Here is a 13,342-nt window from a genome sequence, read left to right on the forward strand (position 1 = left end):
CCGGCGGGTGTAATCATTCCTCAGACGCAATCTTTGGGGAGATGAGCGGATGACTGCATACGCGGTGGGGCAGCGAGCGGTACGGACCGACTTCTCGGTGCTCGACAACAACGAGAATGCCGTGGCGAAGTCGCTCGGCGTGATTACGGAGTTGATACCGGCTGAGGCGATCGCCGCGTTCCTCGCCCTGCGGTCGGCGATCGCTGCGCTGGGGCCGGAGAACGATGCGGTGCGGGTTCAGCTGGACGTGTGGGTCGCGATGGGGGTGGCTGCGCTCGTCACTATCGCGTTCGCGTTCATCGGCGCGGCGTCCGACCTGCGCAACGCGACGGATACGCAGAGGCCGAAGAAGATCGCCAAGGTCCTCGCTCATGGGATCGGGTTGTCGCTGCTGTTCGTCGTGTACGTCGCCGCGCTTCCTGCCAACCCCCTGCAGGCCCTCTACGGGATCGACCCGGCATGGGGCGGCCTGGTGGCGGTCGTGATCACGATCGTCTGGGGCGTCATCAAAGCGGCGATCGAGGCCGCGCGGCCGCCCGCGGGCGCCTAGACGGAAACGAGCGCCATCGCCGCGAAGCGCTCGCCGATGAGGCGGTGCGCCTCGGGGCTCGGGTGGAGCCGGTCGGGGAGTGGGTGGGCGGCGGCATCCGCTTCGCCGTAGAGGGCGAGGCCGTCGACGAGGTGCAGGTTCGGATCGTCGCGGTGCGCGTGGACATCGGCGAGGGCGTCGCGGATGACCTCGAGGGTGAGGCGTCCGCCGGCAGTGTCGCCGGGGGTTCCCGCGGCACCGAACAGCAGTGTGCCGGTGGCGAAGGACTCGGGGTCGATGGTTCCGGGGCCGGGGGTGTTCTCGTGGATGCCGCACCAGATCGGCGTGATGAGGTGACGTGGCGTGTCGGGGTGGCCGTCGCGGATTGTGTCGAGAAAGCCGTGGACGGCGGGGACGAACGCGCGCAGCCGCATCGCGTCGGCGTTCACGACGTTGATGCCGAGCGCGACGCTGATGACGTCGGCGGGGGTGTCGCGGATGACGCGCGCCACGAACGGGTCGACCTGGGCGCTGCCGCCGACGCCGAGGTTGCGGAGGTCGAGCCCGGCGCGGCGGGCGGCGAGCGAGACCCACGTCGAGCTCGGCTGCGTCGCGTTCGAGCCCTGGCTGATCGAGCTGCCGTGGTGCACCCAGCGCGGACGCGCGGTCGTGTCAGCGGACGCGGGGGCGTCGGCGCGCAGCGCGATGAGCTCGATCGTCTCGTTGTGCGGCAGCCAGAGTTCGACCAGCTTGTCGCGCGGGTCGAGTCCATCCACGGCGATGCGCTGGGCGGGTCCTTCGACAAGCTGACGGATGCCGGTGGCCGGATCGGTGTCGAGGGTGTCGCCGCCGTCGAGCTCGACGCTGTCGTGCAGGGCGCCGTCGATGCGGATGTCGACGCGCCCGCGCGGGCGGCTGAGTCCGCGGAGCGTGGCGCGCGTCGCACGGAGGTCGAGGTCGAGGCGGGACGCCGCGGTCCGAACCGCGATGCGCGCGCCGGCGGGCTGCGCCTCGACGCCGAGGAGCTGCGGCTCGGGGTACTGGGTGCGGACCCACGCGGGCAGGCGGTGCAGTCGCAGGCCGCGGTCGGTGGGTTCGAGTTCGGCGAGTCCGCGGACGGTCGTGGTGTCGAGGGTGATGTCGATCATGCGGGGTCCTTCGGCGTCCAGGTTTGGAGGGCGCGGTCGAGGGCGTCGAGCGCGCGGTGCCAGGAGGTGTCGATGGTCTCGTCGCGGTGCGCGAACGACGAGGCGGATTCGAGGGCGAGGTAACCGGCGATGGTGGCGCTCGCGAAGCGCACCGCGTGCACGGTCTCGCTCGCAGGCAGGGCGTAGTCGGCGAGCGAGCCGACGACGAGCGCCGAGATGCGGGATGCCGCCGGCCCGGTGATCTCGTTGCGTTCGACCGGCTGCGAGATCATCGCCCAGCGCGCCGGGCGCGCGGCGGCGTAGGCGCGCTGCGCGTTCGCCAGCTCGCGCAGGGTGGGCGCGTCGCCGATGGTGTCGGCGAGCTCGTGGAAGACGGCGGCCTGCACGGCGCCGCGGAGCGCGGCGAGGTCGCGGACGTGGGCGTAAAGACTGGCGGTCTGTACGCCGACGCGGCGCGCGAGTGCCGACATCGAGAGCGCGTCGGGGCCGTCGGTGTCGACGAGGTCGAGTGCCGCCCGGGTGAGGGCGTCGGGGGAGAGGTTCGCGCGGGGCACGAAGAGTTAACCTACACCCTTTAGGTTTCTAGTCGATAGCGTGTGAAGGTGATCGGTGCATGGGAACCTCTGACGGACGACGAGAACGATCGCGCGTGGGACGAGTTCGACGCGCGATTCCGTTTCGTCCCAACAGGCGGCGAGGCGCGACCCGCAATCGAAGACCCGGATCCGTCAATCACCTTCGATCTCGAGCCGCTCCGCGCAGCGGGAGCTCCCGGACTTTTTCGCGCCTCCTGGGACTCGGTGGAAGCGAGCGCGCGACGTGCCTTCCTTAGCGCCTTCGGGGATGACGTCGCGTTGCTGGTCCTGGACTGGAACCACAATGGCTACCGGCTACGCCCTGCCGAAGATGTTCCACCCCCGATCGCTCCGGACGGGTTTCCCCTGCTGCCCTCCGTCCTTCCCGATGGGGACTATTACATCCACGCGACCCCCGATCTCAAGGAAGGCACCTTCGCTCATCCGTGGGAGCCCTCGTTGTGTGTGTTCGGCCCGCAGATGGTCCGCATGCTCGGGGCGGAGCTGAGGACGTGGTTGCCTGTCCTTCGCGAGCGCGGCGCACAGGCGGCTTGATACAACGGCGCTGAGGCTGGCTGATCGCGCGTGCAGCAGTCAGGGCCACGGCGGCCTGCACGGCACGCCGACGCGGCGCGCGAGCGCCGACATCGAGAGAGCATCGGGCCCGTCGGTGTCGACGAGGTCGAGTGCCGCCCGGGCGAGGGCGTCGGGGGAGAAGTGTGCGCGGCAATCCGACCTAGGGTGGACTCGTGGCAGCAGGATCCGTGACGCGGTTCGTCTTCGCCGGCCTGATCGGCGCGGCAACGGGCGTGGTTCTCGCCGCTGTGACGGTTGTGAGCGTCTATTGGCCTGAGGCGACCCCGTGGGGAGTGATGCTCTATGGCGCCCCCTACGGCGCGGGGATCGGCGCGACGGTGGGCTTCGTCGTGTGGATGCTCACGCGACAGGCCGTCAAGGTCGGCGACCGACTCGGCTCCCGTCGGTCGGGTGCGTTCGTCGCCGCTGTCGTGGCCGCGGCGGGCTGTGCGACGCTCGGCTACGTCACGTTGGAGGCGGGCGTTACCGCCGTGGCCATCTGGACCGCGGTGGCTGTCGCGGTGGTGGCGGCGAGTGGTTCCCTCGTTGAGTCTTCGATCCGCATTCGCGAGGGCTGTAGCGCGTCGTAAACCTGCGGCGTGAAGATCGTGACCGATCGCTCAGCTCAGCCCGTACTTCCGTAACCCCTCGAGCAGTGCGCGGAACTCGCGGATGCCGTCGGGCGTCGCGCGGACGATGGTGTGGGCGACGCGGCCGGTGCGTTCCTTCCTGACTTGCACGAGTCCGCGGTCGGCGAGGAAGCCGACGCTCCGCGAGATGTCGGGGATGCTCAGCTCGGTGAACTCGACGAGCGCCGGGTAGTCGGCTTCTTCGACCTGGCAGAGGAAGCCGAGCACCTTGAACCGGGGGACGACGAGGAGTTCCCGTTCGTTGACCTCCGGCCTCACCGACGCATGCCTCGCATGAGAGCGACGAGGATTGCGAACAGGGCGACCGGCACTGCCGGCGCGAGCCAGGTGACAGCGGCCGGATGCGGCGCGAACTGGAAGAGGTTCCAGCCCGTCACGATCGTGATGACGGCGACGAACACGGCGGCGGGTTGGGTGATGCGGGACAGGCGCGGCTGATTCCGCCGCCCGGTGCGCAGGGCCGTGAAGGTGACCGTGACGAGTGCCGCGAAGGCGACGAGGATGAGTGCCGTGGCCGATCCTGTGGCGGCGCCGACCCCGCCGAGGTAGGCGACGAGCGGCATCCCGATCAGCAGGGTGAGGTCGGATGCCGACCAGCGCCACCGGGGCGCTGCGGGGATGTCGGCGGGTGTCGCGTAGCGGTGATCGTCCATGGTTCCTCCTTCCCTTCCACGGTAGGAAGTCACTTGCAGATGTGCAAATAGGCGACGGATCGACGCGTGACGGAATCAGCGCGCGAAGAACATCCGGGATGCCGCGCCTGTCACAGCGACCTCGTCCACCGGGTGGGTGTGGGCGGGCGCCGGCCTACTGGCGGTTCTGACGGCCGGTGTCGGCCTGGCAGTCCGCCGCCAACGTTCACCGGGAACAGGCCTCACGCGCTGAGCGGAACCGCGCCGGTCAGGTGGTGCCCGGCTTCCACGGGAACGGGTTGAAGATGAAGTTGGTCTCGAGGGTGAAATCGCCCTGCCGCATGCCGCTGTAGACGAGGTTGTACAAGTCCTGCGGCGGCGTGCCTACGTAGTTGTTGGGGAATGCCTCGGACAGGTATGCGTCGCGGACGACATCGAGGTAGCCGGCCGCGGCATCCTCGTCACCCCGGTCGAACGCGGCCTTCGCGGCCTGCACGTTCGCGAACTCGAAGTACGCCCAGATCCGGTTGGCCGTCGTGACCTCAGCCCAGTTCGGTCCGTCTTCGGGGCGGTCGTAGTAGCCGGGGTCGGCGGGGAAGGAGTACCCCTGGGGGAGCGGGAAGGGGAATGCCGTCGCCGCATCACGGTAGTACTCGAGGATGCCGTCGAGGTCGCGGTGCAGCATGTGGTGTGGGTTCGCCTGCATATAGGTGTGGGCGTATTCCTGAGGCGACACCGGCTCGGACGGCAGACCCTCCCAGCCGGAGAGGTTCGAGGTGGATGCGCCGCTCATGTCAGCGGGCTGCGCCGCTGCAGGGGACTTCTCGCTCGTCGCGGTGATCTCCATGGCGGTGCACCCACTGAGCGCACCGCTGAGTAGAAGCGCCGTCGCGGCGAGGGCGGTGGTCGTCGAGGCACGGCGCATGGGGTGAGTTTCGCAGAGGAGCCGAGCCAGCGCTACGCCCGATGAGATGAAAAGACGACCCGGCCCGCATGCGAGCATGGCCGCATGAACGAGGACGACGACTTCCCGCGGCTGCACGGCCAAGCGATCGACCCCGCGGTTCTGGCCGAAGAAGGTGAGCCCTTCGACGACCTTGTCGCGCGGCACGGAGGTGATCCGATTCCGGTTCCGCAGCCAAACGGCTGGCGGGTGCTGAGGCAGCGCGGTGACGCGGTGGAGATCGGGGCGCCGATCGACGCCGACCGGCGGCTGTGGCAGCTAGCGTCGGTGCGCCCGGGGGAGGAGGTCTGGCTGATCGAGAAGCCCGAGCCCCTGCGCGCGAGCTACGCGGAACGCCGTCGTGGACTGACCCTGCGGTGGCCGGCCGTGGTGCGGCGAGACGCGGGACCGGACGGCTTCGCGATCGACATCGTGAACACCGGTGAGGTCCGGTGGGAGCCGGAGGGTGATTCGTTCGACGTGGTCGGCACGGTGGCGGCGGTGGGCGATGCGTCGATCTACATCGGCTGGGCGACGATGGGAGGCGTGCGCGGCGTGCCGCTCGAGCCGGGTGAGTATGCGCGCGTGCCGGTGCGCATCGAGGAGTCCGCCTGGGCAAGGCTGGCACCCGGCGAGCATGAACTGCACGCGCTGCTGGTGCCGTTGACGGTGAAGAGCGAGCCGCTACGGATCGACGTCGCCCCGCAGACGATCCGCAGCGCTCAAATGTCGAACCGCTCGCGGGACACTGGGCGGCACCGGCGGGCGATGGAGGACGATCTTCGTCGACAGCGGGCGATCCAGGATGCCGCACCCCGCCTCGCCGACATCGTCGCCGCCATCCGCGCGCCGCAGACAGAAGAAGACGCGGTCTCGGCGATCGCGAACGTGCTCGGCGTGGACTCGGTCGCAGCTGAGGCGGTTTTCGAGGCATCCCTCAGCGACCTGCATCCTTCGTCGGCGGAGCGCCGGCGGGAGCGGATCGCGCACACCGAGCGGAGTCTCGAACGTGAGAGCTCCCGCGAGGTCCGCCGCACGGGGGAGGCGTGATGTCGTGCCCGCGGCTTAGCGTCGAGTCACGAGGAAGGAGCACGTGATGACCGAGCAGAAGAAAGAGACCCCGGTCGCGGTCTGGTATTTCATCGGGGCGACCTTCGCCGGCGCCCTGCCGAACGTGTTGTTCCGCGACCTGGATGTCTGGGTCCGCGTGCTGTTCGTCGTCGTAGCGGTGTTGCTGCTCTTCGCCGGGTTCGTGCAGTTGCGGCGGGAGACCGGGTGGGGCAAGAAGCCGACCGGTGAGTACCCGCCCTCACCCCCGGGGCCGCCGAACGACGCCTGAGCGCGTCCGTCAGGCGCCGGTCTGCGGGAGGCGTGACTTCTTGAACTGGCCGAGGGCCAGCAGCAGGAGGATGATGCTGGCGCAGGCGAGCCAGCCGGGCCAGCTCAGCGGGGATGCCGCGAGCGGCTGCAGGTCGGGCGTCGACACCAGGAACGCGAATCCCGCGGCGGCGTTGAACGCGCCGTGGCCGAGGACAGCGGGCCACACGTTGCCAGATCGCAGGCGCAGCCAGCCGAGGAGGATGCCGAAGCTGAGGCATCCCATCGCCATCAGGCCGACCCCGAAGAGGTTGGGCTCGGCGAAGTTGTAGCCGAGCAGGATGATCGGCGCGTGCCAGAGGCCCCAGATCACGCCGCTGATGAGCAGCGCCGGCCAGGTGCCGAGGGGGCGGAGTGCGGAGAGCAGCCAGCCGCGCCAGCCGAGCTCTTCGCCGAACGCCAGGAACGAGTTGATCACGGCGCCGACCGGGATGAAGGCGAGCTGGGTGATGACGAGCGCCGCCACCGGGATCTCGATGTCCGGCGTGCCGGCCGCCTCGAGTTGAGCGTCGATGGCCGCGGCGAAGCCCGAGAAATTCACGAGGTCGAGCTGCAGCGCGCCGGTCGCAGCGGCGATGAACGTGGCGAGCACCGGCACCACGACAGCGATGGCGAGTCCGATGCCGAGCAAACCGAAGAAGCGGCCGAGGGGCTTGATCGGGACGAGGGCGAGCAGGCGCCAGGCCCGCCGTCCGGCGGTGCGTCGCAAGAACAGGGTGACGATGAGCGCGGCGACCGCCGGCGTGAACATCATCACCGGCAGGAGCAGCGGTGCGATGGGGGTGGCGAGGCCGTCACCCGTCCAGAGGGGGAGCGTGACGAGCCAGGCGAGTCCGCACGCGATGACGGTGAACGCGATGACCGCGATCCACGGGACGGTCGTGGTTCCGCGGGTGCCCGGAGTGGTGGGGGCGGATGCCGCGGGTGTGGGGTCCGTGCTCATGGTGAGGTGGCCTCCTGGTGGCGAGGTGCTTCCGCCGGTGTGTTCGATGGGTGAGCGGTCCGGATTGGGTGTGCCTCCGGGCGCGTCCCCTCTCCAACGTAACGTCGATGGCCGATGCGCGGATGCAAGACGACGGCGGCTGGATAAGGTGAGCTGCTGATCCTCGTATCGGATGAGCTCTTCACAGCGGGGGATCTGATGGTTGTTTTGTCGACGGCGCCTTTCGATATCTGGGCAGTCGCACTCTGGCTGCTAGCTGTGGTCGCTGCGATCTTGCTCGTGGTCGGGGTTATCGCGGGCGCTCGTGCTGCTCTGCGACGACGGACACGCCGACGGGTCGCCGAGTCCAGCGCCGCTCTTGAGATGCTCGGGCGCTTGAATCACCGTTTCGAAGAAGCTGTTGCGCCCCTGCCGCCGATCTCGTTCTCGTTCGAGGTGCGGCTCGATTCAAAGCCGAAGTTCGACGCCTTCGATCTCGGTCGTCGGTTTCGTGAAGAAGTGCTCCAACGTGAGCAAGCCATCGTTGAGCAGATGGATGTTCGACGTCAGGTACTGCGCCATTACCTGGACTACGAAGCGCGAGTGGGTGCCGAGGCGCTGCCACGACTCGGTCGAAGCGAACGGGCTGATGTCGCGAAGACGCGCTTCGACGCGGTTGAGGAACAGCTCTTCACGGAGATACTCCTCGAGCGGCCGACTCCTCAGGCGCGGATCGTCGGAGTGGCGCGCTACACCAGCCCGCAGGGACGCAACTCGTATGAGAAGTCGTACATATGGGGTTTCGATGATCTGCGCCAGGAGCTGGGCCTTGCCCGCGAGGATCGGGAGAGACGCTCGACAACGCAGTTCCTTCGCGATCGCGAGCGATCTCTCCTAACGCCGAAGATACGCATCGACGTTCTCCAGCGAGATGGACGCCGTTGTCGCGCCTGCGGTGCCACCGCCGACGATGCGACGCTTCACATCGACCACATCATCCCTATTTCGCGCGGCGGCCTGACTGAGATGTCCAATCTGCAGGTTCTTTGTCAGTCCTGCAATTTGGGCAAAAGCAATCGTTTTGTCGGCTGAATAGGGGATCCAGTCCTTGCAAACGAAGCGAAGACCGACGCGGCACCCGATCAGGACGTTCGACGAGTTGCCAAGTACGCCGATGCGATTCCCGAGGCTGTCGTCCTGTACCGCTGACCCGCTCCGAAACTCGCTGATAGCGTCGGTCGTGTGACGAGTGAGCAGGTCAGACGTGCGCTGCACGAGTTCGTGGAGGAACGCGATTGGGCTCAGTTCCACTCGCCGGCCAACCTCGCGAAGAGCGTGTCGATCGAGGCGGCTGAGCTCCTCGAATGCTTCCAGTGGAGTGATGACGCGGATGCCGAGCGCGTTCGTGAGGAGCTTGCCGACGTCGTGACGTATTGCATCCTTCTCGCCGAGAAGCTGGGTCTTGATCTCGACGAGATCGTGCTCGAGAAGCTTCAAACGACAGCGCAGAAGTATCCCGTCGACCGCGCGAAGGGGACCAGCGCCAAATATGACGCCCTTTGAGATCGAGCGCTTCCCGTTCGCGAAGAACGCAGCGGATGCGTGGGCGCGAGCGGACGAGCGTCGTCGCAACTGGCCTGTGGTCTATGTGCTCGATGGCGCTGGCAAGGCGGGTACCTCATCCGTCTACGTCGGCGAGACGGTCAACGCGGGATCCCGGATGCGGCAACACCTCGCGAGTCCCTCGAAAGCGAACTTCCGCCAGGTGCGGGTGGTCTTCGACGAGACGTTCAACAAGTCCGCGTGCCTCGACCTCGAGTCGCACCTGATCAGATGGCTGGCTGGCGACGGTCAGTTCGAGGTGGTCAATGGTAATGAGGGGATCGTCGACGCTCGCTACTACGAGCGCGAGATCTATCGCGAGAGCTTTGCCGACATCTTCGACCAGCTCCGCTCGGAGGGCCTGTTCCGACAGACCATCCCCGAGATCGAGAACAGCGACCTCTTCAAACTGTCGCCGTTCAAGGTGCTCACCCCCGAGCAGGCCAGCGCCGTCGAGAACATCCTCGACGGGCTTTTCGAGGATCTCGCCGTCGGGGGGACCTCGACGAGCGTCATCGAAGGTCATCCGGGTACGGGCAAGACGATCGTCGCGATCTACCTCATGAAGCTTCTCGCCGACATTCGCGACTACAGCGATGGGGTCGATTTCGAGCCCGATTCGGTGTTCGCCGAGCACTTCGTTCCCGAGAACCGACAACTTCTCAGTGATCTCCGGATCGGCATCGTCGTGCCGCAGCAGTCGCTTCGCGAGTCGATAAAGCGGGTCTTCCGCAAGACGCCGAAGCTGAGCCAGGCGCAAGTGCTCACCCCGTTCGATGTGGGCACGTCGGCTGAGGAGTGGGACATCCTCCTCGTCGACGAGACCCACCGGCTGAACCAGCGTGCGAATCAGTCGTCCGGGGTGAACAACAAGCGATTCACGAGCATCAACCAGGACCTGTTCGGCGCGGACGATCTGTCGAAGACGCAGCTGGACTGGATCCGTGCCAAGAGCCGTCACCAGATCTTCCTACTCGACGCGGAGCAGACAGTCCGTCCCGCCGATCTGCCGCTTGCCACACTGCGCGGCATTCTCGAGCGGGCGAAGGCGGACAACCGCGCCTTCCACTTGATGACCCAGATGCGCGTCGCCGCAGGATCGGATTACGTGGCCGGCATCCGCGGCCTGCTCCGCGGTGAACCGTCGCCGGACGCGCTTCGCGAGCTCGGCGAATACGACCTCCGGTTCTTCGACGACCTGGGGGAGATGCGGCGCCAGATCCTCGCCAGGAACGGGGAGCACGGGCTCGCCCGACTTCTCGCCGGATACGCGTGGAAGTGGCGGAGCCGAAAGGACCGGTCTGCCTTCGACATCGAGATCGGCGACGTGCACCTGCGGTGGAACAGCACCGACAAGGACTGGATCAACCAGCCGACGTCGGTGAACGAGGTCGGATCGATCCATACCGTGCAGGGTTACGACCTGAACTATGCGGGCGTGATCATCGGTCCCGACCTTCGGTTCGACACGGCAAGCGGACGGCTCTTCGTCGATCGCACGTCGTATCACGACACCAAAGGCAAAGAGAATAACAAGCAGCTCGGCGTCGTCTACTCCGACGACGACCTGCTGGTCTTCATCCGCAACATCTACGGGGTCCTGCTCACGCGCGGGATCCTCGGAACGTACATCTACGTCTGCGACCCGGGCCTGCGCGAGTATCTGAGCTCGCACATGCCCGTCAGTCAGTGACCGGGCGGTCGTTTCTTACTCACACGTCTCGAACACGTACGCCGGGTCGTCCGGTGTGACGAGATCGCGATCCCGCAGAACGACAGATGCCGGTGTCTCCGGGTCTGCGCAGACCTCGTTCCACGATCGGGGGAGGTTGTCGGTGTACTCGATGGCGAGGACGTGATCGCCGTAAACCTCGGTGTAGGCGGCGCACTCCTCGTAAACCGCGCACTCCTCGACGACGGCGAAGTCGAAGCCGGCGCGCGAGCGGAGGAGGGACGCGTCCTCGGCGGCGTTCTTCTGTCCGGTTGCGAGTCCGACGTCGTGGGCGGTGTCGACGAGGAGAGTCGCGAGGTTGAGCGCGTCGTCGCGGCTGAGGGCGCCGTCGGTGCGGGTGTACGTGTCGAGGTTGTCGAACTCGACGGCGTCGAACCCGTCGGACGCGCAGTCGCGGATCCACGGCCCGACGATCTTCGCGATCTCGTCCGCCTTGCGGGTGTCGAGAATGACCTCGTCCGGCCAGTCCGGGTCGATGACGGGCTGGCCGTCGTCATCGCGGAGCAGGAGATCATCGGGCCAGGCGTCGAGTTCGCCGGGCTGCGTCTGGAAGCCGTTGACGTAACAGACGGAGTAGAGGTCGTCGACGGATGCCGCGGCCCGATCGCGCACGACGATGTCGACGCCGTCGGGTGGGTCGTAGGCGCCGCCGAGCTGATAGTCGAGCTGACCTCCGGCGGCCGGAAGCTGCGGCCCGGCGGGCGGGTCGTGCGGCGGCGGCGAGTGGCCGGTGCATCCGGCGAGCAGGAATGCGGTCGCGGCGAGCAGGGGGAGTGCGCGCCGGAGGGTCATGTCGCGAACCTACCGGACGCCGGGGGATCGGTAGACTCGGCAGGCCAGCCTCTGTAGCTCAATGGAAGAGCAGTTCCGTCCTAAGGAAACGGTTGGGGGTTCGAGTCCCTCCAGGGGCACAGCCGTTTTTCACTCTAACCAGGTATTTCTTCTGAGGCCAGACCACTCGAAGAGCCGTTTTGCCCGCTTCTTGCCCGCATTCTGAAAACTCTGAGGGCAGATTCGAGGCAAAACCAAGGCGCTTCACAGCGCGTCTTTCGACGTCCCAGAACGCTGAAAACGAGCATTTCGAGCGTCCTGTGCCTCGTCGAGAAGCTGAGCAATCTGCTCTCGGGTTACGTCGGTCGCGCGTAGCGGGTCTGCGGACCGGTCGGCAGCGCGATCAACGGCATGGCGGCGTTGAGGCGCGCCGCGACGGCATCCAGATCGTCGTCGAAGAGATCGGCGTAGGTGTCGAGCGTCATCGCCGCCGACGTATGTCCGAGCATCCGCTGCACGGCCTTCACGTTCGCGCCCGAGCTGATCACGAGCGACGCGGCGGTGTGGCGGAGATCGTGGGGAGTGAGCCGCGGAATCGACGGATCGACCGCTTGCGCACGCCGCACGGCGTTCGCGAACCAGCCCTGCGCGCCCGAGTTGCGCATGTGGTTGATTCCGTCGCCGAAGAGCAGCCCTTCCGGACCTTTGCCGGCACAGCCTGATCGATCATCGGAGCGAGTCGCTCGGGGTAGGGGACGGAGCGCTTCTCGTGGGTCTTGGGCGTGCCGACGTGGATCTCGTAGGCGATCATCACCGCGTTCTCCTCGATGACGAAGCGTCGACGCAACCGGTTCACGCTGCGCACCCGCAGCCCCGTAGCCTCGCCCCAGCGCAGACCGGTGTAAGCCAGCGTCAAGACGAGGGTCGGATGCGCCGAACACGCCGCCAGCGTCGCCACCTGGTCATGCGAGAGATAGACGCGACGCTTCCCGGGCCCGTGGCGGGGGGATTACGAATATGGCGGGCCGGATTGTTCGCGAGACGCCGATCGTCGATGGCGACATCGAGGATGCCGGCGAGGACTCCCAGCGCGCGAAGAACGACGGTACGGGACTTCTGCGTCGCGAGGTCTGACACCCAATCCTGGACTTCAGAGCGCCGGATCGAAGAGATCTCCCGGTGAGCACAGACCGGTGCGACGTGGTTCTTCCACGCCTGCTGGAGCGTTATGTAATACGAGGGTTTCGACATCGGCGGCTGCTTGGAACGTAGCCAGCTGTCGGCGAACATCTGGACCGGCACCCGCGACGACGCAGGATCGATGTACTCACCCTTCGACTTCGACATTGTGACCATGGAGAGGTAAAGCTTCGCTTCGCGCATCGTAGTGAAGCCGCGCCTCTCCGTCTCGGTGTGATCCGGCTTGCGATAGCGCACGCGGTAGCGGCGGCCCTTCACCGTCTCGTACGGGGTGATGGTGCCCATCTTGACGTCTGATTCATGCCGGGTTGACGGTCGGTACCGGCCCAGTCTCGGACACTGGTCAAGAAGCCGTTAACGAGGCCGATGAAAGATGCGGACTGATGGCGGAAGACGTGGTCAACTGGCGTTGGGCCAGGGCAACTTCCTGTGACGCCGAGAGTGCGGCGATTGATCGCGTCTCCGTTCTCGCCGCTCATTCTTCATACACTCGGGCTAGCGTGCTCCTCTACGTCTTGCTTGCGAGCTAGCACTGGGCCGCTACCAGGAGCTGAAGACACCGGAGAGTCGTGTCGGCACGCGTACCGCGACGAAGTTCCGCCAGGGCGAGGCAAAAGGCTAGCGCCGCGACCAGTGGGCGGATTGCAGTGATGATGCCAATCGCTCGGCTTTAACAAGCTCACTG

17 protein-coding genes and 1 tRNA gene are annotated in these 13,342 nt (G+C 66.8%); 9 read left to right on the forward strand and 9 right to left on the reverse strand.

Annotated elements, in window-relative coordinates:
- The first annotated feature begins 49 nt into the window (after positions 1 to 49).
- Positions 50 to 550 carry a hypothetical protein gene (locus MO1_RS04715; protein WP_060915338.1) on the forward strand — a complete coding sequence of 167 codons (501 nt, stop codon included), beginning with the start codon at positions 50 to 52 and terminating at the stop codon, positions 548 to 550.
- Here MO1_RS04715 and MO1_RS04720 read toward each other — a convergent pair.
- Both MO1_RS04720 and MO1_RS04725 read right to left on the reverse strand, forming a co-directional pair.
- Complete coding sequence (locus MO1_RS04720; protein WP_060915339.1) at positions 547 to 1,677, reverse strand: GDSL-type esterase/lipase family protein; 1,131 nt, start codon at positions 1,675 to 1,677, stop codon at positions 547 to 549. The two genes, MO1_RS04715 and MO1_RS04720, sit on opposite strands and share 4 nt — an antisense overlap.
- The gene (locus MO1_RS04725) at positions 1,674 to 2,231 is read right to left on the reverse strand and encodes a TetR/AcrR family transcriptional regulator (protein WP_060915340.1); all 558 of its coding nucleotides are present in this window, start codon (positions 2,229 to 2,231) and stop codon (positions 1,674 to 1,676) included. Before MO1_RS04725 ends, MO1_RS04720 begins: the two co-directional genes overlap by 4 nt.
- Positions 2,232 to 2,279: 48 nt before the next feature.
- Between MO1_RS04725 and MO1_RS04730 the strand changes: the two genes are divergently transcribed.
- Positions 2,280 to 2,807: a DUF2716 domain-containing protein gene (locus tag MO1_RS04730; RefSeq protein WP_060915462.1), complete on the forward strand. Its 528-nt coding sequence runs from the start codon at positions 2,280 to 2,282 to the stop codon at positions 2,805 to 2,807.
- Between the two features lie 194 nt (positions 2,808 to 3,001).
- On the forward strand, positions 3,002 to 3,418 hold the full coding sequence (locus MO1_RS04735) for a hypothetical protein (RefSeq protein WP_167542023.1): 417 nt from the start codon (positions 3,002 to 3,004) through the stop codon (positions 3,416 to 3,418).
- Between the two features lie 30 nt (positions 3,419 to 3,448).
- Here MO1_RS04735 and MO1_RS04740 read toward each other — a convergent pair whose 3' ends face one another.
- The 3 genes from MO1_RS04740 to MO1_RS04750 form a co-directional block, all read right to left on the reverse strand.
- Complete coding sequence (locus MO1_RS04740) at positions 3,449 to 3,736, reverse strand: transcriptional regulator (protein ID WP_060915342.1); 288 nt, start codon at positions 3,734 to 3,736, stop codon at positions 3,449 to 3,451.
- Positions 3,733 to 4,131, reverse strand: a complete 399-nt coding sequence (locus MO1_RS04745) for a hypothetical protein (RefSeq protein WP_060915343.1) — start codon at positions 4,129 to 4,131, stop codon at positions 3,733 to 3,735. Before MO1_RS04745 ends, MO1_RS04740 begins: the two co-directional genes overlap by 4 nt.
- Positions 4,132 to 4,378: 247 nt before the next feature.
- Positions 4,379 to 5,035 carry a hypothetical protein gene (locus MO1_RS04750; protein ID WP_036311928.1) on the reverse strand — a complete coding sequence of 219 codons (657 nt, stop codon included), beginning with the start codon at positions 5,033 to 5,035 and terminating at the stop codon, positions 4,379 to 4,381.
- An 84-nt stretch (positions 5,036 to 5,119) separates the two neighbouring features.
- Between MO1_RS04750 and MO1_RS04755 the strand changes: the two genes are divergently transcribed.
- The gene (locus tag MO1_RS04755; RefSeq protein WP_060915344.1) at positions 5,120 to 6,103 is read left to right on the forward strand and encodes a hypothetical protein; all 984 of its coding nucleotides are present in this window, start codon (positions 5,120 to 5,122) and stop codon (positions 6,101 to 6,103) included.
- A 46-nt stretch (positions 6,104 to 6,149) separates the two neighbouring features.
- Entirely contained in the window at positions 6,150 to 6,392 is a 243-nt protein-coding gene (locus MO1_RS04760; protein ID WP_060915345.1) for a hypothetical protein, read from the forward strand.
- A 9-nt stretch (positions 6,393 to 6,401) separates the two neighbouring features.
- Here the strand turns inward: MO1_RS04760 and MO1_RS04765 are convergent, their stop codons facing one another.
- Positions 6,402 to 7,373, reverse strand: a complete 972-nt coding sequence (locus tag MO1_RS04765; protein WP_060915346.1) for a CPBP family intramembrane glutamic endopeptidase — start codon at positions 7,371 to 7,373, stop codon at positions 6,402 to 6,404.
- 258 nt (positions 7,374 to 7,631) lie between these two features.
- On the opposite strand from MO1_RS04765, the gene MO1_RS14440 reads away from it, so the two are divergent.
- The 3 genes from MO1_RS14440 to MO1_RS04780 all read left to right on the forward strand — a co-directional run bounded on the left by MO1_RS14440 (position 7,632) and on the right by MO1_RS04780 (position 10,647).
- Positions 7,632 to 8,444 carry an HNH endonuclease gene (locus tag MO1_RS14440; protein ID WP_217995485.1) on the forward strand — a complete coding sequence of 271 codons (813 nt, stop codon included), beginning with the start codon at positions 7,632 to 7,634 and terminating at the stop codon, positions 8,442 to 8,444.
- 150 nt (positions 8,445 to 8,594) lie between these two features.
- Positions 8,595 to 8,915 carry a nucleotide pyrophosphohydrolase gene (locus MO1_RS04775; RefSeq protein ID WP_060915347.1) on the forward strand — a complete coding sequence of 107 codons (321 nt, stop codon included), beginning with the start codon at positions 8,595 to 8,597 and terminating at the stop codon, positions 8,913 to 8,915.
- Complete coding sequence (locus MO1_RS04780) at positions 8,902 to 10,647, forward strand: DUF2075 domain-containing protein (RefSeq protein ID WP_060915348.1); 1,746 nt, start codon at positions 8,902 to 8,904, stop codon at positions 10,645 to 10,647. The genes MO1_RS04775 and MO1_RS04780 overlap by 14 nt, the downstream gene beginning before the upstream one ends.
- Positions 10,648 to 10,662: 15 nt before the next feature.
- On the opposite strand, the gene MO1_RS04785 is transcribed toward MO1_RS04780, so the two are convergent.
- A complete protein-coding gene (locus MO1_RS04785; RefSeq protein WP_060915349.1) occupies positions 10,663 to 11,478 on the reverse strand; it encodes an endo alpha-1,4 polygalactosaminidase in 816 nt (271 codons plus the stop codon).
- Between the two features lie 47 nt (positions 11,479 to 11,525).
- Between MO1_RS04785 and MO1_RS04790 the strand changes: the two genes are divergently transcribed.
- Positions 11,526 to 11,597: transfer RNA gene (locus tag MO1_RS04790), tRNA-Arg, on the forward strand.
- Between the two features lie 216 nt (positions 11,598 to 11,813).
- Here MO1_RS04790 and MO1_RS14855 read toward each other — a convergent pair.
- Together MO1_RS14855 and MO1_RS14860 are read right to left on the reverse strand one after the other, a co-directional pair.
- A complete protein-coding gene (locus MO1_RS14855) occupies positions 11,814 to 12,122 on the reverse strand; it encodes a tyrosine-type recombinase/integrase (RefSeq protein ID WP_255209220.1) in 309 nt (102 codons plus the stop codon).
- A 247-nt stretch (positions 12,123 to 12,369) separates the two neighbouring features.
- Positions 12,370 to 12,942: a phage integrase central domain-containing protein gene (locus MO1_RS14860; protein WP_255209221.1), complete on the reverse strand. Its 573-nt coding sequence runs from the start codon at positions 12,940 to 12,942 to the stop codon at positions 12,370 to 12,372.
- Positions 12,943 to 13,342 lie beyond the last annotated feature (400 nt).

It is taken from the genome of Microbacterium oleivorans NBRC 103075, from assembly GCF_001552475.1.
GTDB classification, from domain to species: domain Bacteria; phylum Actinomycetota; class Actinomycetes; order Actinomycetales; family Microbacteriaceae; genus Microbacterium; species Microbacterium oleivorans.

Coding starts and splice junctions, on each gene's coding strand:
- MO1_RS04715 (WP_060915338.1), top strand. CDS start 50: ATGACTGCATACGCGGTGGGGCAGCGAGCGGTACGGACCGACTTCTCG.
- MO1_RS04720 (WP_060915339.1), bottom strand. CDS start 1,677: ATGATCGACATCACCCTCGACACCACGACCGTCCGCGGACTCGCCGAA.
- MO1_RS04745 (WP_060915343.1), bottom strand. CDS start 4,131: ATGGACGATCACCGCTACGCGACACCCGCCGACATCCCCGCAGCGCCC.
- MO1_RS04750 (WP_036311928.1), bottom strand. CDS start 5,035: ATGCGCCGTGCCTCGACGACCACCGCCCTCGCCGCGACGGCGCTTCTA.
- MO1_RS04755 (WP_060915344.1), top strand. CDS start 5,120: ATGAACGAGGACGACGACTTCCCGCGGCTGCACGGCCAAGCGATCGAC.
- MO1_RS04760 (WP_060915345.1), top strand. CDS start 6,150: ATGACCGAGCAGAAGAAAGAGACCCCGGTCGCGGTCTGGTATTTCATC.
- MO1_RS04765 (WP_060915346.1), bottom strand. CDS start 7,373: ATGAGCACGGACCCCACACCCGCGGCATCCGCCCCCACCACTCCGGGC.
- MO1_RS04780 (WP_060915348.1), top strand. CDS start 8,902: ATGACGCCCTTTGAGATCGAGCGCTTCCCGTTCGCGAAGAACGCAGCG.
- MO1_RS04785 (WP_060915349.1), bottom strand. CDS start 11,478: ATGACCCTCCGGCGCGCACTCCCCCTGCTCGCCGCGACCGCATTCCTG.
- MO1_RS14855 (WP_255209220.1), bottom strand. CDS start 12,122: ATGCGCAACTCGGGCGCGCAGGGCTGGTTCGCGAACGCCGTGCGGCGT.
- MO1_RS14860 (WP_255209221.1), bottom strand. CDS start 12,942: ATGGGCACCATCACCCCGTACGAGACGGTGAAGGGCCGCCGCTACCGC.